This is a genomic window from Rhizobium esperanzae (assembly GCF_014197615.1).
GTDB lineage: Bacteria > Pseudomonadota > Alphaproteobacteria > Rhizobiales > Rhizobiaceae > Rhizobium > Rhizobium esperanzae_A.
The window spans coordinates 21,176-41,439 of sequence record NZ_JACIFY010000030.1 but is presented as its reverse complement, the minus strand read 5'-3'; the positions used below and the strand labels follow the sequence as shown (position 1 = coordinate 41,439).

Sequence of the window (20,264 nt, the reverse complement as noted above, 5' to 3'; positions counted from 1 at the left end):
CCTGCCTCATATCGAGGCGGAATCGCCTCGGCTGGAAAGCACCATGGCCCAATAGGGCAGGTTCCTGGAAGATGTATTGTGGGCAACGGCGACGCCGAGGCCGTCATAGCGCCCGAGCATGTTCTCCAAATGGTGCGGCGAGTTGATCCAGGCCGTCACCACGGCATCGACGCTCTGCTGACCGGAGGCAATGTTTTCCGCTGCCGGCAGCCGCACGCCGCTTGCCTTGACGCGGGCGCCGAAATTGTCGGTCATGCCGATCAGATGCGCCATCTTGCCGACGCTCGCCATGCGTTTGGCCTGGAAGAGGGCGGCGGTCTGTGCCGCCGGGTCGATAGCAAGCGGCGGCAGGCCGTTTTTCGCACGGAGCTGATTGACGAGCGGCAATACGCTCGCCGTCTCGTCCTCGCCGTTCGAAGGCGTGCCGGCAATTCGCGGCGTGGTGGTGCAGCCGGCAATGCCGGCGGCGAGCGCAAGTCCGGAAAGACGCAGCAGACCGCGCCTGGAAAGATCGATGGAGGTCATGTTACCGGCGATAGCTGAAAAGGCGAAGGATGACGAAGAGCGGGATGACGATCGTGGCGCCGAGCAGGAGATAGTCGCCGACGCGCCCGAGCGCCGAAAAACCCCGATGCCAGATTTCCAGGATGAAGTCGCGGAAACCATAGATGATATTCCACGGCGTCAGGCCGAAGACGGTCATGACGAAACCGACGATCAGCGACACCACGATAAGTTTTATCAGCGTGCGGCCGACTGAATCGCCGAGGAACCTGTTCGCCTGATCGGACATAAGCCATCTCCTGTTTGCCCCTGGAATAAGGTTGCGGCGTGCCGCCCGCAAGCCCTTTCCGGAATTGGCTGTTTCGCCTGTGAAATAGGACTTGAGTTTTTTTGTGGCCGCCGCCAAATGCCGGTGAACCAAAGGTCCTTTCATGCAGCCCCACCAGCTTTCCTCAGGCGATGTCATCGCCGACCGCCGCGCCGATTATGCCAAAATGCTCGAAGAAGGCGGCGAGCCGGAGGCAGCGGCCGAGCTGATGGAGCAGGCGCTCGAACTCGTGCCCGCCTGGGCGGCCGGCTGGTTTCGTCTCGCCACCTATCTGGAAAAGGCGGGCAGGGGGGAAGCGGCGATCGAGGCCTATCGCCGGACGCTTGCCCTCGATCCCGATGACATTTTCGGCGCTGCCCTCAAGCTCGCCCTTCTCGGCGACGGCGCTACCCCTGACCAGCCGCCGAGCCGCTATGTCGAGCGCCTGTTCGACGATTATGCCGACCGTTTCGAAACGTCGCTCGTCGAAAAACTCGATTACAGCGTGCCGCAGAAGCTTGCCTCCCTCGTCGTCTCCACCGGCCGGCATTACGCATGCGCCGTCGATCTCGGCTGCGGCACCGGCCTGCTCGGCCCCGAGATCCGCGCTTGCGCCGGCCGTCTCGAAGGCTTCGACCTCTCGCAGAACATGCTGGTCAAGGCGGCCGAGAAGGGGATCTACGATCATCTCGCCCAGGCCGATCTCTCGCTCGCGCCCGATCTTTCCGGCCTGTTTGCCGATGCGGGACGCCGGCGCGCCGATCTTGTGACGGCAGCCGACGTGCTGATGTATCTCGGCAATCTCGAAAGTGTCTTTGCGATCATCGAAGAGCTTGCCGCGTCGGGCGCCGATATCGCCTTTTCCGTCGAGGATGCCGGGGATGGCGAAGGTTTCCATCTCGCGCCGTCGCTGCGTTATGCCCATTCGGAAGCCTATGTGAGGCAGCGGCTTGCCCGCCACGGCCTGGAAATCCTCACCATCGTCAGGACGGTCATTCGCAAAGATGGCGGCAAACCGGTTGCCGGCATTCTGTTCCTTACGCGCAAACCCGCTTGAGCGAACATTTCTTGCGATGTTTTTATAGGTCAGCATTGCTTACCTATTTCGCTTGATCGCAAGACCGAAAAACCCGATACTGCGTCGCATCAGCAGAGAGCCCGGCAATTGGCGCCGAGGCGCTCGGGCTCCTTTCATTCTGCAAAATTCCGCCGCGCCCAGGTCTTCCCGAGCGCGTTTCGACCTCGTTTGCCGTGGAGACTGGCGATATGACACAGCGCATCAATGCCCTCGGCGTCTGGAATACCAGCGCAACGCGCCATACGCCTGTTGAAGACGTGCAGGGCATCTTCTCCGGCAGCCTGGTTGCCGCGCTCGGCCTTTACGTGCTCGCCAGCGCCGGGCTTCTCACCGGCAGCACCGCCGGGGTGGCTTTCCTCCTGCATTACGCCTTCGGCGTCAATTTCGGCCTCGCCTTCTTCCTGCTCAATCTGCCCTTCTTCTATCTCTCGTGGAAACGCCTCGGCATGGCCTTCACGGTCAAGACCTTCATCGCCATCGGCCTGACGTCGGTGCTGGCAGATGTGCAGTCTCGGTTCTTTTCGATTTCCAGCATCCATCCGGCCTGGGCCGCCCTTCTCGGCGGCCTGCTCCTTGGCTTCGGCCTGCTGGCGCTCTATCGCCACCGCGCCAGCCTCGGCGGCGTCGGCATTCTCGGCATCTATCTGCAGGAACGTTTCGGCATCCGCGCCGGCCTCGTCCAACTTGCCATCGACATGTGCGTGCTCGCTGCCGCCTTCTTCGTCACCACGCCGCCGGTCGTCTTCTACTCCGTCCTCGGCGCCATCGTCCTCAACCTCTTCGTCGCCATCAACCACCGCGCCGACCGTTACATCGCGCTGTAGGGGTGGATTTTTCCTGGCACGCCACGACCAGATTCAAACCTTAAAAATCCGTAACCCATTCTAAACAGATCGTAACTTGCCTCTGATCGACCCTGGCGCGACACTCTCCTCGCGCCGGATTTGATGAGGTGAACCATGTCGGATTTGGAAAAACTTGTAAGACGCCGCATGCAGGAAGAATACGCCAGGGGCGCTTCCGCAGAGGAAATCGCGAAAGTCGTCCGCGACATATTCAACAGCGTCGACCTCTCGGACAATGGGTCCGATGCCGTTGCCCTGCGGGCCGCTGCCGATCACCAATGATCAGATATTCGACCGACCCGAGATTTTCGGGTCGGTTCGTCGTCGATAGCGATCAGGCTGCCTTCGTTGCCTGATCGATCGGATGCTGCGAGCGGAAGCCGACGGCAAGACGGTTCCAGATATTGATCGCGCCGATCGCCACGGTGATCTCGGTCATCTCCTTCTCGGAGAAATGCGCCTTCAGCGCCTCGTAGTCGCCGTCCGGTGCGCCGGTCTTGGCGATATTGGTGACGGCGTCGACCCAGCCGAGCAGGGCGCGTTCGCGGGCATCGTAAACAGGCGATTCCCGCCAGACGCACATCAGGTTGATCCATTGCTCGCTGAGCCCATCATGGCGGGCTTCCTTCACATGCATGTCGACACAATAGGCGCAGCCGTTGATCTGCGAGGCGCGCAGCTTGATCAGGTGGATGAAGCGGCGCTCCAGCCCGGAAGACTGGACATATTGTTCGAGTGCGGCGACGGCCTTGTAGGCATCGGGAGCGGCTTTGGCGAAATTGAAACGTGGCTGCATGGTCATTCTCCTTGTTGGGGCTCAACGAGCCGTCTTGCGTTCATGAATTTCAAGGAAGGCGCAGCCTCGGGCTGCGATCGATCCGTCGTCGAGGGCGGCAAGTTCGATGCCGAGATCGGCAATGCTGGTCTTGGCGAGTTCGGCCCGGTAGATCCGTTCGGCCCGGAGCATCGCCGCGCTGATGTTGCAGGGCTTGGCGAAGAAGCGGTCGGAGACCGGGTTCGGTCCGCGCTGGCGGATTTCGGCGCAGCGAAAGGCCGGCGCCGGCCCTTCGACGGCGAGCAGGATATCGAGCAGCGAAATCTCCGCCGGCGCCTTCGCCAGCCGATAGCCGCCCTTCGGCCCCGGCACGGTATCGAGGATGCCGGCGCCCGACAGCGCCTGCAGGTGTTTGAGCAGATAGCTCGTCGATACACCGTGGAATTCCGCCAGCGCCGCTGCCGAAAGCACGCCGCCTTCGGAAAGGCCGGAAAGCATCGCGACGCTGTGAATGGCCTGCTCGACCCCATCGCTCATTTTCATACGTACGGCCTCCTCAATTCGTGGATAAAAAATATCCACGATTAGGGTCGATGTCAAGAGGCGCCATGCTGCTTGCCTTTATCCCTGCGGGGGATAGAAGACGGAAAAAGCCGACAGGGGAACATTCATGGCATCCAACGCCTTCGCAGGCCTTCTGAATTCCAGCGCCGATCGACACTCGCCGTTCGACGATGCGCAGGGCATCGTCGCCGGCAGCATGCTCGCCGTGCTCGGCGTCTCGCTTCTGTCGGGCGCGGGGCTGCTTGCCGGCGGCACGGCCGGTCTTGCCTTTCTCGCCCATTATGCGACGGGCCTCAGCTTCGGCCTCTGCTTCTTTGCCGTGAACCTACCCTTCTACTATCTCGCCTTCCGCCGATTGGGGCCGGCCTTCACCATCAAGACCTTCGCCGCCATCGCGCTGACCTCGATCCTCTCCGAGTTCGTGCCGGGCTTTATCGGCATCACCCATGTCAATCCGATCGCCGGGGCGCTGTTCGGCGGCCTCGTCATCGGCGCCGGCATGCTGGCGCTCTTCCGCCATCGCGCCAGCCTCGGCGGCATCGGCATTCTCGCCCTTTATATCCAGGATCGTCTCGGCTGGCGCGCCGGTCTCGTTCAGCTCGGCTTCGACCTTGTCATCCTGGCGCTCTCCTTCTTCGTCGCCAGCCCCTTCATCATCGCCTGCTCCGTGCTCGGCGCGGTCGTGCTCAACCTCGCGATTGCCATCAATCACCGCAAGGACCGCTATATCGCCGTGTGAGGCGATGACCGCTCTTCTTTTTCCCTGGGCTTTCACTACCTTCAGCATGTGGACCAGATCGATTCCGAAGCCAGCGCCCTGCTGCCTGCCGCCTTTACCCGCTGGTTTGCGGAAAAGGGCTGGCGTCCGCGTGCCCATCAGCTGGAATTGCTTGCCCGCGCCGAGGCCGGTGAAAGCACCTTGCTGATTGCGCCGACCGGCGCCGGCAAGACGCTTGCCGGTTTCCTGCCCTCGCTCACCGATCTCACCCGCCGCGGCAAAATTCCGCCCGGCTCAGCCTTCACCGGCATCCATACGCTCTATGTCTCGCCGCTGAAGGCGCTGGCGATCGATATCGAGCGCAATCTGATGAAGCCGGTCGGGGAGATGGGCCTGCCGGTCACGGTGGAAAACCGCACCGGCGATACGCCGAACGCCAAGCGCCAGCGCCAGAAGCTCAACCCGCCGGATATTCTGCTGACGACGCCCGAACAGGTCGCCCTGCTGCTGGCCAACCGCGAGGCCGAGCGCTTCTTCAAGGACCTGAAATATGTCGTGCTCGACGAGCTGCATTCGCTCGTCACCTCCAAGCGCGGCCATATGCTGTCGCTTGGCCTCGCCCGCCTGCGCCGCCTTGCCCCCGACCTCAAGACCATCGGCCTGTCGGCGACCGTCGCCGAGCCGATGGACCTGCAGAAATGGCTGGTCGGCCAACAGGGGGGCGAGGGGGAGGAGGGCAGCGCGCATCATGCCGGTCTCGTCGTCGTCGAAGGCGGCGCCAAACCCGATATTTCGATCCTGTCGACCGAGGAGCGCATCCCCTGGGCCGGCCATTCCGCCAAATACGCCATTCCCGATGTGTACAGGCAACTGCTTGAACACAAGACGACGCTGCTCTTCGTCAATACCCGCAGCCAGGCCGAGATGCTGTTCCAGGAACTCTGGACGATCAATGACGACAATCTGCCGATCGCCCTTCACCACGGTTCGCTCGATGTCGCCCAGCGCCGCAAGGTCGAGGCGGCGATGGCCGAAAACCGGCTGCGCGCTGTGGTCGCTACCTCTACCCTCGACCTCGGTATCGACTGGGGCGATGTCGATCTCGTCATCCATGTCGGCGCGCCGAAGGGCGCCTCGCGTCTTGCCCAGCGCATCGGCCGCGCCAACCACCGCATGGACGAACCCTCGAAGGCGATCCTGGTGCCGGCCAATCGTTTCGAGGTCATGGAGTGCCAGGCAGCCCTCGATGCCAATTATATCGGTGCCCAGGACACGCCGCCGGTCGGCCGCGGCGCGCTCGACGTGCTCGCCCAGCACGTGCTCGGCATGGCCTGCGCCGAACCTTTCGACATGCTGGAACTCTACGACGAAGTCACCAGCGCCTCGCCCTATGCCGATCTCAGCTGGGAGACCTTCGAGCGCATCGTCGATTTCGTCGCGACCGGCGGTTATGCGCTTCGGACCTATGAGCGTTACGCCCGTATCCGCAAGACCAAGGAGGGCCGCTGGCGCGTCTCCAATCCGGCCGTTGCCCAGCAATACCGCCTCAACCTCGGCACCATCGTCGAAAGCCCGATGCTGAATATCCGCATGGTCAAGCGCGGTGAGGGCGGCCGGATCGGCCGCGGCGGCGCCACGCTGGGCAAGGTCGAGGAATATTTCCTCGAGCAATTGTCGCCGGGCGACACTTTCCTTTTCTCCGGCAAGGTGCTGCGCTTCGAGGGCATCCGCGAAAACGAGTGCCTGGCCTCGCAGGCCTTTTCGCTCGATCCGAAAATCCCCTCCTATGCCGGCGGCAAGTTTCCGCTGTCGACCTATCTCGCCGAGCAGGTGCGGGCGATGATCGCCGATCCCGATCGCTGGCGCCACCTGCCGGATCAGGTGCGCGACTGGTTGTCGCTGCAGAAGGACAAGTCGATGCTGCCGAAACGCGACGAGTTCCTGATCGAAACCTTCCCGCGCGGCAGCCGCGGTTATATGGTTGCCTATCCCTTCGAAGGCCGTCTCGCCCATCAGACCCTCGGCATGCTGCTCACTCGCCGGCTGGAGCGGGCGGGCGCCAAGCCGCTCGGCTTCGTCGCCACCGATTATTCGCTGGCCGTCTGGGGCCTGGAAGATATGGGGCTGATGATCGGCAATGGCCGTCTCAACCTCTCCGACCTCTTCGATGCGGATATGCTCGGCGACGATCTGGAAGCCTGGCTCGCCGAATCCTTCCTGTTGAAGCGCACCTTCCGCAATTGCGCCGTGATTGCGGGCTTGATCGAACGCCGCCATCCGGGCAAGGAAAAGAGCGGCCGCCAGATCACCGTCTCCGCCGATCTGATCTATGACGTGCTGCGCAGCCACGAGCCGGATCACATCCTGCTGCAGGCGACCCGCCAGGATGCGGCGACTGGACTTTTGGATATCAGCCGGCTTGGCGATATGCTGATGCGAATCAGGGGGCACATCACCCATCGCCCGCTCGACCATATTTCCCCGCTCGCCGTGCCGGTGATGCTGGAAATCGGACGCGAGGCGGTGCCGGGCGAGGCCCATGATGCGTTGCTCGCCGAAGCGGCCGACGACCTGATCGCCGAAGCTCTGGCATGATGACGAAGACTGGGAAAACACGACTGTGATGAACCGCCTGGCGCTGGCGCGCGACATTTCCGGACTGGCCGCGATACCGGGCATCGAGACATCGGTGAACGGTATCGCCGCCGTCTGCGATCCGCTCGGCGCCCTCTATCTGCCGGATGCCGGGCTGCTCGTCGTCTCCGACCTGCATCTGGAAAAGGGCGCCGCCTTCGCTCGCCGCGGCATGATGCTGCCGCCCTATGACACGCTGGCGACGCTAACCGTGCTTTCCGCCGTCATCTCGCGTTACGATCCGAAGCTCGTCGTCTCGCTCGGCGACAATTTTCACGATCGCATCGGTTCGAAGCATCTGCCGGAAAATTTCCGGGCGCTGATCGTCGGCCTGGCGCGCGGCCGCGAATGGATCTGGATCAACGGCAATCATGATCCCGACGGCATCGTCGATCTGCCCGGCGTTTCCACCGACGAACTACATTATGCCGGCCTGACCTTCCGCCACGAGCCAAGGAATGGTCTACAGAGCGGCGAAATCGCCGGCCATCTGCACCCCTCGGCCACCGTGCGCCGCCGCGACAAATCCGTCCGCCGCCCGTGTTTCGCCACCGACGGCGCCCGCCTGCTGATGCCCGCCTTCGGCGTCATGAGCGGCGGTCTCGATCTCGGCCATCAGGCGATGCACGGTCTTTTCGACCGGACGTCGCTGATCGCCCACCTGCTGGGGCGGGATCGGATTTATTCGGTCCGGTATGGGAATTTGCGGGGGTAGTGATTGGCCTCGATGGGGTGCCACACGGCACACCCTCAATTACACCCGTGCAACTGCTGCTGATACGTCCCGGCCATCCGCGCGAACTTCTGCGCCGTCTGCTGCAACTGCCCGTTCGAGCGCCAGTCGCCGCGCTTGTATCCGGTCGGGCCGGAATAATAGGCGAGATAGAGATTATAGGCATCGTTCAGCGGGATGCCGGTCTCGGCGCTGTTCTGGGCGTGATACCAGCCGATGAAATCGATCGCATCGGCGAAGTTCGCCCGCCGCGCCGTCCAATTCCCCGTCTGCGACTGATAGTGATCCCATGTGCCGTCGAGTGCCTGCGAATAGCCGTAGGCGGTCGAAGGCCGGGTCCAGGGAATGAAGCCGAACAGCTTGGTGCGCGGCGGCCGCGCATAGGGCTGGAAGCCGGATTCGGTATACATCGTCGCCATCAGGATCGGCACCGGCACGCCGTATTTCTTCTCGGTCCGCTCGGCAGCACTCTGCCAGCTGGAGAAAAGCCCGTCGCGCTGGTCGAAGACGGCGCAGATGTTCCGCGTCTGCTTCGGCGCCGTCGCGCAGCCGGCAAGCAGCGCGAGACCCATAGCGGCCAGAACGATACGAGTACGCATGACAAAACCTCTCGTTTCCGAGAGATTACTAACTCGTAAATGTTAAGGACCGGTTTTTAGTCGAATACGAAGTTTTCAAAAGGGTAGGTGGGACGTGCCTCGCGGCGGCTCAATCCTTGCGGAAGATCAGGCTGGCGCCCCAGCCGGTGATGACGGCGAGAGCCACGGACGCAAAACCGTAGAGAATCGGCTGGCTGTGCGCCGCATCGGTGATGGTCTGCTCGATGCCGGTCTTGATGACGCGCAGCGGCAGCGATTCCTGGGTCACCAGATTGCCGCTCTTGAAGAGATAGGCGCGCACGGTGTGGACACCGTTCGGAATATTCGCCGGCAGGCGCAGGCTCGCCTTGAAAAGGTTGGAGGAAACAAACCGCACGCCGCTCGGGTTGCGGTCGTAGAAGCCGCCGCCCTGCTGCAGCCGTCGGAAGGCATCGCGGAACTCGCCGAGATTGCTGCCGTCGCCGACGAAGCCGACCGGCGTCAGCGGAATGTGATCGATGCCGATCCCCTGATCGGTCAGTTCGAGTGGCGTCGTCAGATCATCGATCATCCGCGAACTCGACATCGAATAGGAGTGCGGCACCGCTTCGAAGGTCATCGAGCGCCTGTTCACCCAGATGCCGAAGACACGCTCTTTCTTGCGTACCGTCGCATCCTGGCGCGGGCCTTCCAGCACCACGACCACGTCGTACTGGCCGATGGCGAGAAGCAACTGGTCGGTGTTGGAGAGCGCCCCGAAGATCGTCAGGTCGGCACCGTGGAAATCAGAGGTAATGGCGATTTCGCTGGTCGAGGTGCCGATCTCAAGCCCTTCGCGCACCGCTTCAGTGGATTGCCCGGGCAGCCATTGCGCGCCGGCTACCGCCGGCAGCAGGCAAAGGAATGTCATGACGGCGGCAAGCAGGCGCATCAGTTGCCGGCTCCCATCACCACCGAATAGACGTCGGCCGGCGTCACCACCAGCGCGATCGCCAGACGCAGGCCGACGGCGAGCACCAGCAGGCCGAGCAGGGCGCGCAGCTGCTCGCCGCGCAGCTTCTGGCCGACGCGCACGCCGTATTGCGCCCCGACGACACCCGCCACCATCAGGATGAAGGCGAGCACGATATCGACGGAAAAATTCGTCGCCGCCTGCACGATCGTCGTATAGGCGGTGACGAAAATGATCTGGAACAGCGAGGTGCCGACGACGACATTGGTCGGGATGCGCAGGAGATAGATCATCGCCGGCACCATGATGAAGCCGCCGCCGACGCCCATGATCGAGGTGAGGATGCCGATCGCGAAACCGAGCGCGACGATCGGAATGACGCTGAGATAGATCTTCGATTTCTTGAAGCGCACCTTGAGCGGCAGCTTGTGCACCCAGTGCTGGTGGCCGGGCTTGCGCGGCGCCGGCGGCTCATTGCGCGCGGCGCGGCGCATGGCATTGATGCTTTCGAGCAGCATCAGCCCGCCGACGGTGCCGAGGAAGATAACGTACATCAGCGAGATGATGAGATCGAGCTGGCCGATGGCGCGCAGCAGCGAGAAGATCCAGATGCCGACCGTGGCACCCGAGAGACCGCCGATCAAAAGCACCGTGCCGAGCTTGACGTCGAGCGTGCCGCGCCGGAAATGGGTGATCGCGCCCGATATGGATGAGGCAACCACCTGGTTGGCGCCGGTCGCGACAGCAACGACCGGGGGAATATTGTAGAAAATCAACAGCGGCGTGATCAGAAAACCGCCGCCGACGCCGAACATTCCAGACAGGAATCCGACGGCCGCCCCCATGCCGAGAATGATGAAAATGTTCACCGACAATTCTGCGATGGGCAGATAGATTGTCACAACCGACCCCGAATGATGACCGCGCCTGCCGGGCGGTTTCCGTCACGTCCCCGTTCGAATGCGCACCATACTGTGAAATCGTTGCCAGAGGCTTTCGATCGGCCCCGATTGGCGATGGAGATCGATGGCAGGAGATTCGGCGATGCGCGGATCGATATCTCCCGCATAATCCGGCTTTTTTCAGGTTTTGTGACGAGAGCCGGAAAAATTGGGAAAAGCTTTGTGACGGAACGCCGCAAGACCGGCGAAGACCCTTCCCCAACCCACAAGGGGGAGGGACTTGGATGCCGCCCCGCCGCATTTCATTTTACCGTCTCATCCGCAGAAGCGTTGATGTTTGTCATGGGGGGTGCGGCGCATAGCCCCTCCCCCTTGTGGGAAGGGGCTGGGGAGGGGTCTTCACAGCCGACTCCCGCGTCGAAACAACCCGCCTCAGATCGCCTTGCTGCCCTGCTTGTTGCGTTCGAGCAGCGCCTTGACGGTCGCGTCGGTCACCTTGCCGTCCGGCTCCTGGCCGACCGATTTCTGGAAGCTCTTGATCGCGGTCACGGTCTTTGCGCCCATTTCGCCATCCGGCGCGCCGGCGTCGAAGCCGTTATTGTTGAGGATCGCCTGGATGTTGCGGATCGCCTTCTTCATGTCGACGCTTGCCGTCTTGGGGCCTGTTCCTGCCCATTCGTCGGGAATGTCGATGGCGTTGGTGCGGTGGTCGACCGGTTCCGGCTTCCAGAGATCGGCCTTGGCGCGGGCCTGTTCGAGCTGGTCGGGCTTCATGGCCTTGGCCACTTCGTCGCGCTTCTGGGCCGCATCCTTGTCACCGGCCTTGGCAGCGATCGCAAACCATTTGTAGGACTCTTCGAGATCCGCCGGCACCCCGTTGCCGCGCGCACAGAGGATCGCCAGGTTGAACTGGCTGTCGGTGATGCCGAGGTTGGCGGCCTTGGTGAACCAGGAGGCTGCCGTCGCATAATCCTGCTGGCCGAGCGCGCCGGAGGCGTAAAGCACGGCGAGATTGTGCATGGCGCTGGCATTGCCCTGGTTTGCCGCCTGTTCGTAGAAGGCCTTCGCCTTGGCGATGTCGCGTTCGACGCCGTTGCCCTTCTCGTACATGCTGCCGAGCCGGTATTCTGCGGGTGCAAAACCCTTGTCGGCCGAAAGCTGGTACCAGCTTGCCGCCTGCTTCTGATCGACCGTCATGCCGTTGCGGCCGTCCGAATAGCGCGCGCCGATCTCGAACAGCGCCAGCGGATCGCCGCCCTGCGCTGCATCGGCGAGCGATTTCGGCTGGACAGTGTCGGGAATGGCAATCGTGGCTTGCGGTGCGGATGCGCCGCCGGCCGGGGTGTTGGCAACGAAGCCCGATGCCTCCGGTGCTGTGCCGGCCGGAGCAAATGTCGCAGCCCCTTCGCCGTCGAGCGGCGCTGCCTCGGTCAGATGCTCGCCGGCGGCAGGCGGAGCTGTTTCCGGCTCAGCCCGTTCGGCGGCGGAAGGTGTCGCTTCCAATGCGGGAGCGGTCGTTTCCGCTGTGCCGGCATTCGGCTGGACGGGCGTTGCTTCAGGCAGGGCCGGGGCCGGGCTCTCCGTTACCCCCGTCAATGCCGAAACTTCTGCCGGCGGCTGCGGCGCGCGCTCGCCGCTCGTCAATGTCCGGGCGAGCGGGAAGGCCATGATGGCGAGCAGCACGGCGCCGACAGCCAGCAGGATTGGCCGCCGGTAGCGCGAAAAGGCGCTGGTCTTGCCAGTTTTGTCCGAAGCCTTGTCCGAAATTTTGCCGGCCTTGTCGGCGGTAGCACCCTTCTTCTCGGCCTTGACGGCCTGCTTCGGGTTGGCGTCAACTTCCATCGCGGCGGCCTGCGCCGCACGGCGGGCGGCGGCGATATAATCGGCGCGATCGGTCTCAGCGGCCGGTTTGCCGCGGGCGGCATTCTGGCTGGCGCGGACGCGCTCGAGGATCTTCTTGACGTCGGGGGCGCCGGAACCCGGCTCGAGCAGTTCGTTCGACGCATCCGTGGGCACCACGTCGGTCGGATCGATCGACGGTGCAGGATCGATCATCGGGCGTTCGGCGGCACGGGCTTCGGTCTTCTTGCCGGGCAGCAGCCGCTTGCCGAGGCTGGCGAGCAGGCTGACCTTGGCCGGTGCCGCTGTCGCAGCCTCCGGCGTCCTGGTCGCGGCTTCGATGGCGATCGCGCTCGTTCCGCTCATGACGGTGGCTTGTGCGGGGGCGACAGGTTCGGCAGCGACCTCGGCGGTGCGGATCACAGGAGAGGCCTTCGGCGCCGGGGCAGCGGCCGGCGTCCTGTCCATCTCGGCTTCCGCCACCATCAGCGCATAGGGATCGACATCGAAATCGACGTCGGCGACCGGCATCTGGGCGCTCGCCCGTCCGCCGCGCTCTTCCATGCCGTCGAGGCGGTCGGCGATATGCACCAGCGTTTCGTGCAGCGCCTTGAACGTCTTGTGGGTGCGCTCCTCGCTGTCGCGGCTGATATCCTCGAGGTGGCGCAGATCCTCGGCCAGCGCCGTCAGCGCCGACATGTCGGCGGCGGGCACGCCGCCCTGGGCGCTGCCATTGCGCGCATAGGCTTCGACGACGGCTTCCGCCGCCTGGCGCGCCGCCTCGATGATATATTCGTCGCTGGTCGCCATATAATCTTCGATCGCGCCCATGCGCCGGTCGAGATCGGCGGGGATCGCAGCGCTTTCGCGCGGCTCGCTCATCAGCGCCGAAAGATTGGCGATCTGGTCTTCGAGGCTCTTCAGCGCGCGCGCATCGGTCGGGGCCGCCGCGGTGCTCTCTTCCAGCCGGGCGGCGATGTCGCTCAGCCGCCCTTCGAGACGCTGGAAGGCGACGTCGTCGATCGCAGCGGCCGGCGCCGGCTGCTGATAGGCCATCTCGTCGATGCGCCGGGCAAGATAGTCGAGCCGCTGCGCCAGCACATCGTTGACGGCGCCGTTCTCGAGCGCGTCGATCTTGCGGGAAATATCGGAAAGCGGTCCGGTGAGGTCGGGCTGCGGTGCGGCCTTCTGCGTGCGCTCCAGGAGATAGGAAAGATGCTCCAGCCGTTCGTCGAGCCGCGATGTTGCTTCCGCCTTGGTCAGCTCCTCGACGCGCGTCGTCAGCGCCTCCAGCCGCATCGCCAGCTCGTCGGCCGGGTTCACGCGGTTGGCCGCATCATGGCTCATCAGGTCGATCTGGTCGGCGAGCGCCGAAAGCCGGCTTTCCAGCCGCTGCATCAGCGCCGGGTCGTTGGTGGCGGCAGCCCGGCCGCTGGCCGCGATCGCCCGGCTGATCTCGTCGAGGCGCGAATCCATGGCGGCGAACTGCTCGGACATGACCCGGTCGTGCGGCTGGATCATATTGCCGAACTGCTCCATCGCCGTGGCGATGGCGATCAGCTTGTCTTCCAGCGCCCGCACCGCCGGGCTTTCGCCCATACCGCCGATATGGCGCTTGATGTCGTCGAGGCGGTAGGCGAGCGAAACCAGCTCTTCCTGCAGCCCCTCGGTATCGAGTGCGGCAAGCCGGCTCTCGAAGCCGTCCCAGCGGTTTTCCATGTGGCGCAGCGAATCCTCGCGCGCCAGCCCGTCCATCAGCGAGCGCAGGTCCTCGAAATCCTCGCGCAGGCCGGCGGCCTCCGGGCCGCTCGCGCGGCCGGTCAGCTGGCTGATGCTCTGGGCAAGGCGGCCCATGTCGGCGCGCATGTCGTCGGCGAAACGGCCGTCGCCGGCACTTGTTTTGATCTCGCGCAATTCGGTGCGCAGCGCGTTCATTTCGCGGGTGACGCCCTCGGAAATGTCGCGCTTCAGGTCCTGGCGCAGGTTGACGAGCGCCTGGGCGATCTCCGTCATCGTGTCGTCGCCGGCGCGGAAGGCGGGTGCGGCCAGCGGCGCGGCGGCGCGCGGCGCCGGTTCGCGCATCTGCGGGGCCGGCTCGCGTGTATAGGGCCGTTCGCGGCCTGCTTCGAGAGCGCGCTGGCGCTGGCGGATTTCGGCGAGTGGATCCGGCCGCTGTTCGAGCGGCGGCCGTGCCGGGCGCGGGGCGCTGGCATAGGGATCGCGCTCGGCCGTTGCCGTGCGCGGCCGCTGTTCGCGCCCACTGCCCATCAGCCCTTCGATGCGTGCCTCCAGCCCTTCGATCGTGCGGTTCAGCGCATCGAGCGAGGTCCTGTCGGACTGTCGGGAAGGATTTGATCGCGATCCGTTCATCTTCTTGCTCGCTTCGACTGGTCGACCTCTCGTCAGAGCTCGATCCTTGGCTTTTCCCTCTGTGGCCACGGCTTTGCCGCGGACCGGAGCACATCATTCATGAGAAGCTAGTCAATTAGACTTTCCTCAAGCTGAACGATGTAGCGGCATCCTTAGAAACGCGAGACTGGAGTAAGGAATGCGGATTGCTACTGCTCAATCCGCACCTTTCACGAAACGTGGTAAACAAGCCGTTAATATCGATGAGAATTTTTTAACGTTTATGTTTGAAAGGCCGCTTTTGGCGGTAATTGCCGCTGAATTCGTCAGATCGGACGGCCGCCACGGCTCAGGCCGGCCGGGGATATTGCAGCTCGATCTTCACGCCTTCGGGACCGTAAACGAAGACCTGGCCGAGGTCGGCGCCGGGAATATCGTAATATTCGTAGCGGTAGCCGCTTGCCTTGATGCGCTCCAGCGCCGGCCCGAATTCATAAAGGCTGAAGGCGACATGATTGAAGATGCCAGGCGGAAAGTCAGTGCTGCGCGATGTCAGGCTGAGATGGATCACCGGCAGTCCGTCGAGATAGAGCCAGTGGCCGGGCGAGGCAAAGGGTGGGCGATAGCCTTCCTTGACGCCGAGCAGGGTTTCGAAAAAACCGATCATGACAGGCGCATCGCGGGTTTCGATGGTGACGTGATCCAGGCGCGGCATCGGTATCCTCCCAGCCAGCGTTGACGATGCGAAATCTAGCCTCTTCGGGCTCGTCGCGAAAGTCGTTTTTGCCCGGACTGTGGGCTCTCAAGCGGAGGTTCGACGCGATTGCGCCGGAACGATAGAATGAGCGCTGATGCCCGTGCGCGGTGAAGCAAAGGATCGTCTCTTCGGCCCAGTCGTCAAAAACGTTAGCCTTCGTGCGCAGGCGCTATCACGGCTTGTCGATCAAAAGAGGGGCCGCCAACGGCTTTGGTTTGTTGCCCTTGTAAAACATCAGTTTTGCAAGCGAGCAGTAGCTCTTCACGTCGGTTTGTGCGTCTTTCTCAAGTCGCGCCATTTCTGATCGGAAATAGGGATCGAGCGGCGGATAGATACCGGTCCCAGCCTCATACCCGGCGACGAAATCGGCATTCAGTTCGAGCTTCCCGCAGTACATGCTCGCAACGGCTGCGCCGGCGGCGTAGGACAGAAACTGCTGTTTCGTTAACTTAGGGAGGAGCGGCGGCTCTTGCGCAAATGCCGCTGAATAACCGATCAACCATCCTGCGGCGGCGCCGATCAGCTGTTTCAAGTGCAATTTCCCCACGCATTGTTACAACACGCGCCGATATAGCAGCCAGATATGAAGGATACGTACCAATCTGTCCTGGTGATTAACAGGCAATGATTGCCTGCCGCAACTTTCGACCCCCTGCGAATTTCAGGGCGCCGCATCGATCGAATAGGCGCTGATGCGCGAGAGATGGATGAAGGACAGGCCGGTCTCCTCCGCCCAGTCGTTGAAGGCCTGCTGGATCAGCGGCTGGTCCTTCTTCGCCGTGCCGGAGGCAGACAGCGGCACGCCGGCCGCTCTCAGGCAGGCGAGCACGTCCATCGTGGCGACGAAGCTGTCGCGGCCGATGCCGCGCAGGAAATATTGCCCGGTCATGCCGCCGAGCCGGCTGCCGCGTTTGCTCAACAGCTCGAGAAGTCCGATCTGGTCCTCGCGCGGCCAGTCGGCGAAGAAGGCGCCGGCGCTGCCATGTTCCCTCGCCAGTTCCCTGATGAAGGCGGCATTGGCGCGAACCGACATGATCTTCGCGCCGTTGCGGATGATCCGTTCGTCCGAGGTCAGCTCATGCCAGTAGTCGTCGGGTGCGATATTCAGCATTGCCGGATCGAAACCGGAAAAGGCCGCTTCGAAACCCGGCCACTTCGCATCGATCACCTTCTGGACGAAGCCGCTGTAGAAGATGCGCCGGGTCATATCCCCCAGAATGCGGTCGTCGGGCAGGGCGCGCAGCCGGTCGTGATCCGGCCGGTGTTTCTCCAGCAACGCCTGCAGCGCCGCCGCGCCGCCTTTTCGCTGCTCCGCACGCTGCCTGATCGTCTCGAAACTGATCATCCCGCCGGCCCTCCTCTGGCATTCCCGAATTGCGGGTTGAACGATGCTTTCGCTTATACGCCGTTCCCAGATGGACAAGGAAGGGGAGATGACGTCTCTTCCTGGCGTTTCACGGCTCGTGGATTCGTGCCTTGCAATTTTTTCATGAAAAGGAGGCAAAGCTGCAGATTTTGACGTTTACGCAAACGTCAATATTTTGTAAGACAGTGCCCGAGGCCGGCGCGATCCGGTCAACCGAATGGGAGGAATTCGCAAGATGCCAGTCTACAAGGCCCCGGTAAACGATACGCTCTTCGTCCTGAACGACGTGCTGGGCCTCGAACGCTACAACAATCTTCCCGGTTTTGCCGATGCGACACCCGATCTGATCGAGGCAATCCTCGGTGAGGCGGCCAAGGTGGCCGAGGAAGCGCTCTTCCCGCTGAATTATTCCGGCGATCAGCAAGGCTGCACGCGCCACGACGATGCCAGCGTCTCGACCCCGGAGGGCTTCAAGGAAGCCTATAAAGCCTATCGCGAAGGCGGCTGGATCGGCCTTGCGGTGCCGGAGGAATTCGGCGGCCAGGGGCTTCCCTATACGCTGCATACCGCCGTCGGCGAATATACCTCCGCCGCCAACATGTCGCTGATGATGTATCCCGGCCTGACGCAGGGCGCGATCGCCGCGATCCTCGTCCACGGCACCGACGAGCAGAAGAGCATCTATCTGCCGAAGATGGTCGACGGCTCCTGGTCCGGCACCATGAACCTGACCGAGCCCCATTGCGGCACCGATCTCGGCATGCTGCGCACCAAGGCCGTGCCGCAGGCCGACGGCAGCTACAAGATATCGGGCCAGAAGATTTTCATCTCGGCCGGCGAACACGATCTCGCCGACAATATCGTCCATCTGGTGCTCGCCCGCATCGAGGGTGCGCCCGAGGGCACCAAGGGCATTTCGCTGTTCATCGTTCCGAAATTCCTCGTCGGCAAGGACGGTGCGCTCGGCGCCCGCAACGCCGTCTCCTGCGGCGCGATCGAACACAAGATGGGCATTCACGCCAACGCCACCTGCGTCATGAATTACGACGAGGCGACCGGCTTCCTGATCGGCGCCGAAAACCGCGGCCTCAACGCCATGTTCGTGATGATGAACGAGGCCCGCCTGATGGTCGGCCTGCAGGGCATCGCCATTTCCGAGGTCGCCTATCAGAACGCCGCCGCCTATGCCCGCGACCGTATCCAGGGCCGTTCGCTGTCCGGCCCCAAGGCGCCGGACAGGAAGGCCGATCCGATCATCGTCCATCCCGATATTCGCCGGACGCTGATGACCATCCGCGCCTTCAACGAGGCTGGCCGCGCCTTCCTGCTCTGGACCGCGCTGAAGTCCGACATCGCCCACCGGGCCACCGACGAGAAGGAGCGCCAGACGGCCGACGATATTCTCGGCCTCGTCACCCCCATCCTCAAGGGCGTGATGACCGACAAGGGCTTCGATCATGCCGTCATGGCCCAGCAGGTCTTCGGTGGTCACGGTTATATCGAAGAACACGGCATGAGCCAGTATGTCCGCGATGCCCGTATCGCCATGATCTATGAAGGCGCCAACGGCATTCAGGCGCTCGATCTCGTCGGCCGCAAGCTCGCCTTGAACGGCGGCCGCGCCGCCATGGCGCTGTTCAAGGAGATCGGCGATTTCTGCGAGGAGAACCGCAGCAACGAGAAGCTCTCCTTCTTCACCAAGCATCTGAAGAAGGGCTTGAACGACGTCCAGGGCGCGACCATGTGGTTCATGCAGAACGCCATGGCCAAGCCCGACAATGCCGGCGCCGGCTCGACCGACTACATGCATCTCTTCGGCCTCGTCGTTCTCGGTTATATGTGGGCGAAGATGGCCAAAGCCGCCGAGGACGGCCTTGCAACGGGCGATGCCGCCCGCGAGGATTACCTGAAGAACAAGCTGATCACCGCGAAATTCTTCATGGAGCGCATCATGCCGGAAACCGCGCTGCGCAAGACCCGCATCGAGGCCGGCGCCGACACGATGATGGAACTGGCCGCGGAAGCGTTTTGAGCCATTTCTCCCTCCCCCTTGTGGGGAGGGTTGGGGAGGGGCCTTTTCTCCTCCTGCCAAGATTTGAGGCAAGATAGATTGCCGCCAGGGAGACGAGACTATGACCGAGGTTTTCATTTACGATCACGTCCGCACGCCGCGCGGCCGCGGCAAGAAGGACGGCGCCCTGCATGAGGTGCCCTCCGTCCGCCTGGCGGCCAAGACGCTGGAAGCGATCCGTGACCGCAACGGGCTCGACACCAACACCGTCGACGACATCATCATGGGCTGCGTCGATCCGGTCATGGATGCCGGCGCCGTCATCCCCAAGGCCGCCGCCTTCGAAGCCGGTTATTCCACCCGGGCGCCCGGCATGCAGATCTCCCGCTTCTGCGCTTCCGGCCTCGACGCCGTCAATTTCGGCGCCGGCAAGATCGCCCAGGGCGCCGACGATATCGTCATATCAGGCGGGGTGGAAAGCATGTCCCGCGTTGGCCTGGGCATGTCGGGCGGCGCCTGGTTCATGGACCCTTCGGTGAATTTCCCGGCCTATTTCATGCCGCAAGGCGTCTCGGCCGATCTCATCGCCACCAAATACGGCTTCAGCCGAACCGATGTCGACGCCTACGCCGTCGAAAGCCAGAAGCGCGCCGCCCACGCCTGGGAAAACGGCTGGTTCGACAAGTCGGTCGTCCCGGTCAAGGACCAGAACGGCCTGACGATCCTGGCAACGGACGAGCATATGCGCCCCGGCACCGACATGCAGGCGCTCGCCTCGCTCAATCCTTCCTTCCAGATGCCCGGGGAGATGGGCGGCTTCGAGGCCGTCGGCATCCAGGCCCATCCGGAGATCGAGCGGATCAACTATGTCCATCATGCCGGTAATTCCTCCGGCATCGTCGACGGGGCCGGCGTCGTCCTGCTCGGCTCCAGGGCCGGCGGTGAAAGTATGGGGCTGAAGCCGCGCGCCCGCATCAAGGCTTTCGCCAATATCGGCTCCGATCCGGCCCTGATGCTGACCGGGCCTGTCGACGTCACCGAGAAGCTGCTGAAACGCACCGGCATGAGCCTTGCGGATATCGACCTCTTCGAGCTGAACGAAGCTTTCGCCGCCGTCGTGCTGCGCTACATGCAGGCCTTCGACATCGGCCACGACAGGATCAACGTCAACGGTGGCGCCATCGCCATGGGCCATCCGCTCGGCGCCACCGGCGCGATGATCCTCGGCACGGTGCTGGACGAGCTTGAACGCCGCGATCTCAACACCGCGCTGGTGACGCTCTGCATCGGCGCCGGCATGGGCACGGCAACGGTTATCGAACGCGTTTGACGGGATCTGAACCCTCCCCTTG

At 63.2% G+C, this 20,264-nt stretch carries 19 protein-coding genes; 8 read left to right on the top strand and 11 right to left on the bottom strand.

Annotated elements, in window-relative coordinates:
- Nucleotides 1-6 precede the first annotated feature (6 nt).
- Both GGD57_RS27780 and GGD57_RS27775 read right to left on the bottom strand, forming a co-directional pair.
- Nucleotides 7-525, bottom strand: coding sequence for a CAP domain-containing protein (locus GGD57_RS27780; protein ID WP_184473378.1), 519 nt, complete (start codon nucleotides 523-525; stop codon nucleotides 7-9).
- Nucleotide 526: 1 nt separating this feature from the next.
- A complete protein-coding gene (locus GGD57_RS27775; protein WP_085736040.1) occupies nucleotides 527-793 on the bottom strand; it encodes a DUF6460 domain-containing protein in 267 nt (88 codons plus the stop codon).
- 142 nt (nucleotides 794-935) lie between these two features.
- Here GGD57_RS27775 and GGD57_RS27770 point away from each other — a divergent pair, with 142 nt between their 5' ends.
- The 3 genes from GGD57_RS27770 to GGD57_RS27760 all read left to right on the top strand — a co-directional run bounded on the left by GGD57_RS27770 (nucleotide 936) and on the right by GGD57_RS27760 (nucleotide 3,016).
- On the top strand, nucleotides 936-1,868 hold the full coding sequence (locus GGD57_RS27770; RefSeq protein WP_184473377.1) for a class I SAM-dependent DNA methyltransferase: 933 nt from the start codon (nucleotides 936-938) through the stop codon (nucleotides 1,866-1,868).
- A 209-nt stretch (nucleotides 1,869-2,077) separates the two neighbouring features.
- Complete coding sequence (locus GGD57_RS27765; RefSeq protein WP_184473376.1) at nucleotides 2,078-2,713, top strand: YitT family protein; 636 nt, start codon at nucleotides 2,078-2,080, stop codon at nucleotides 2,711-2,713.
- Between the two features lie 135 nt (nucleotides 2,714-2,848).
- Entirely contained in the window at nucleotides 2,849-3,016 is a 168-nt protein-coding gene (locus GGD57_RS27760) for a hypothetical protein (protein ID WP_184473389.1), read from the top strand.
- 52 nt (nucleotides 3,017-3,068) lie between these two features.
- Here the strand turns inward: GGD57_RS27760 and GGD57_RS27755 are convergent, their stop codons facing one another.
- Nucleotides 3,069-3,530 carry a carboxymuconolactone decarboxylase family protein gene (locus tag GGD57_RS27755; RefSeq protein ID WP_184473375.1) on the bottom strand — a complete coding sequence of 154 codons (462 nt, stop codon included), beginning with the start codon at nucleotides 3,528-3,530 and terminating at the stop codon, nucleotides 3,069-3,071.
- Nucleotides 3,531-3,551: 21 nt separating this feature from the next.
- Entirely contained in the window at nucleotides 3,552-4,052 is a 501-nt protein-coding gene (locus GGD57_RS27750) for an RrF2 family transcriptional regulator (protein ID WP_184473374.1), read from the bottom strand.
- Nucleotides 4,053-4,179: 127 nt separating this feature from the next.
- Between GGD57_RS27750 and GGD57_RS27745 the strand changes: the two genes are divergently transcribed.
- The 3 genes from GGD57_RS27745 to pdeM are packed head-to-tail and all read left to right on the top strand — an operon-like array spanning nucleotide 4,180 to nucleotide 8,140.
- Complete coding sequence (locus GGD57_RS27745) at nucleotides 4,180-4,812, top strand: YitT family protein (RefSeq protein ID WP_184473373.1); 633 nt, start codon at nucleotides 4,180-4,182, stop codon at nucleotides 4,810-4,812.
- A 48-nt stretch (nucleotides 4,813-4,860) separates the two neighbouring features.
- The gene (locus GGD57_RS27740) at nucleotides 4,861-7,386 is read left to right on the top strand and encodes a ligase-associated DNA damage response DEXH box helicase (RefSeq protein WP_184473372.1); all 2,526 of its coding nucleotides are present in this window, start codon (nucleotides 4,861-4,863) and stop codon (nucleotides 7,384-7,386) included.
- A 28-nt stretch (nucleotides 7,387-7,414) separates the two neighbouring features.
- Nucleotides 7,415-8,140 carry a ligase-associated DNA damage response endonuclease PdeM gene (gene pdeM / locus GGD57_RS27735; protein WP_184473387.1) on the top strand — a complete coding sequence of 242 codons (726 nt, stop codon included), beginning with the start codon at nucleotides 7,415-7,417 and terminating at the stop codon, nucleotides 8,138-8,140.
- Between the two features lie 35 nt (nucleotides 8,141-8,175).
- On the opposite strand, the gene GGD57_RS27730 is transcribed toward pdeM, so the two are convergent.
- The 7 genes from GGD57_RS27730 to GGD57_RS27700 all read right to left on the bottom strand — a co-directional run bounded on the left by GGD57_RS27730 (nucleotide 8,176) and on the right by GGD57_RS27700 (nucleotide 16,880).
- Nucleotides 8,176-8,757 (bottom strand): transglycosylase SLT domain-containing protein, encoded by a 582-nt coding sequence (locus GGD57_RS27730; protein ID WP_184473371.1) that lies wholly within the window; start codon nucleotides 8,755-8,757, stop codon nucleotides 8,176-8,178.
- 109 nt (nucleotides 8,758-8,866) lie between these two features.
- Complete coding sequence (locus GGD57_RS27725) at nucleotides 8,867-9,667, bottom strand: TIGR02186 family protein (RefSeq protein WP_085736054.1); 801 nt, start codon at nucleotides 9,665-9,667, stop codon at nucleotides 8,867-8,869.
- Nucleotides 9,667-10,590 carry a TSUP family transporter gene (locus GGD57_RS27720; protein ID WP_184473370.1) on the bottom strand — a complete coding sequence of 308 codons (924 nt, stop codon included), beginning with the start codon at nucleotides 10,588-10,590 and terminating at the stop codon, nucleotides 9,667-9,669. The genes GGD57_RS27725 and GGD57_RS27720 overlap by 1 nt, the downstream gene beginning before the upstream one ends.
- A gap of 432 nt (nucleotides 10,591-11,022) precedes the next feature.
- Entirely contained in the window at nucleotides 11,023-14,799 is a 3,777-nt protein-coding gene (locus tag GGD57_RS27715) for a peptidoglycan-binding protein (protein WP_184473369.1), read from the bottom strand.
- A 328-nt stretch (nucleotides 14,800-15,127) separates the two neighbouring features.
- Entirely contained in the window at nucleotides 15,128-15,493 is a 366-nt protein-coding gene (locus tag GGD57_RS27710) for a VOC family protein (RefSeq protein WP_184473368.1), read from the bottom strand.
- Nucleotides 15,494-15,707: 214 nt separating this feature from the next.
- Nucleotides 15,708-16,067, bottom strand: a complete 360-nt coding sequence (locus tag GGD57_RS27705; RefSeq protein ID WP_184473367.1) for a hypothetical protein — start codon at nucleotides 16,065-16,067, stop codon at nucleotides 15,708-15,710.
- Between the two features lie 129 nt (nucleotides 16,068-16,196).
- Nucleotides 16,197-16,880, bottom strand: a complete 684-nt coding sequence (locus GGD57_RS27700; RefSeq protein ID WP_184473366.1) for a DNA-3-methyladenine glycosylase I — start codon at nucleotides 16,878-16,880, stop codon at nucleotides 16,197-16,199.
- Nucleotides 16,881-17,136: 256 nt separating this feature from the next.
- Between GGD57_RS27700 and GGD57_RS27695 the strand changes: the two genes are divergently transcribed.
- Nucleotides 17,137-18,933 (top strand): acyl-CoA dehydrogenase C-terminal domain-containing protein, encoded by a 1,797-nt coding sequence (locus GGD57_RS27695; protein ID WP_184473365.1) that lies wholly within the window; start codon nucleotides 17,137-17,139, stop codon nucleotides 18,931-18,933.
- 100 nt (nucleotides 18,934-19,033) lie between these two features.
- Nucleotides 19,034-20,242 (top strand): acetyl-CoA C-acetyltransferase, encoded by a 1,209-nt coding sequence (locus GGD57_RS27690; protein WP_184473364.1) that lies wholly within the window; start codon nucleotides 19,034-19,036, stop codon nucleotides 20,240-20,242.
- Nucleotides 20,243-20,264: the final 22 nt, after the last annotated feature.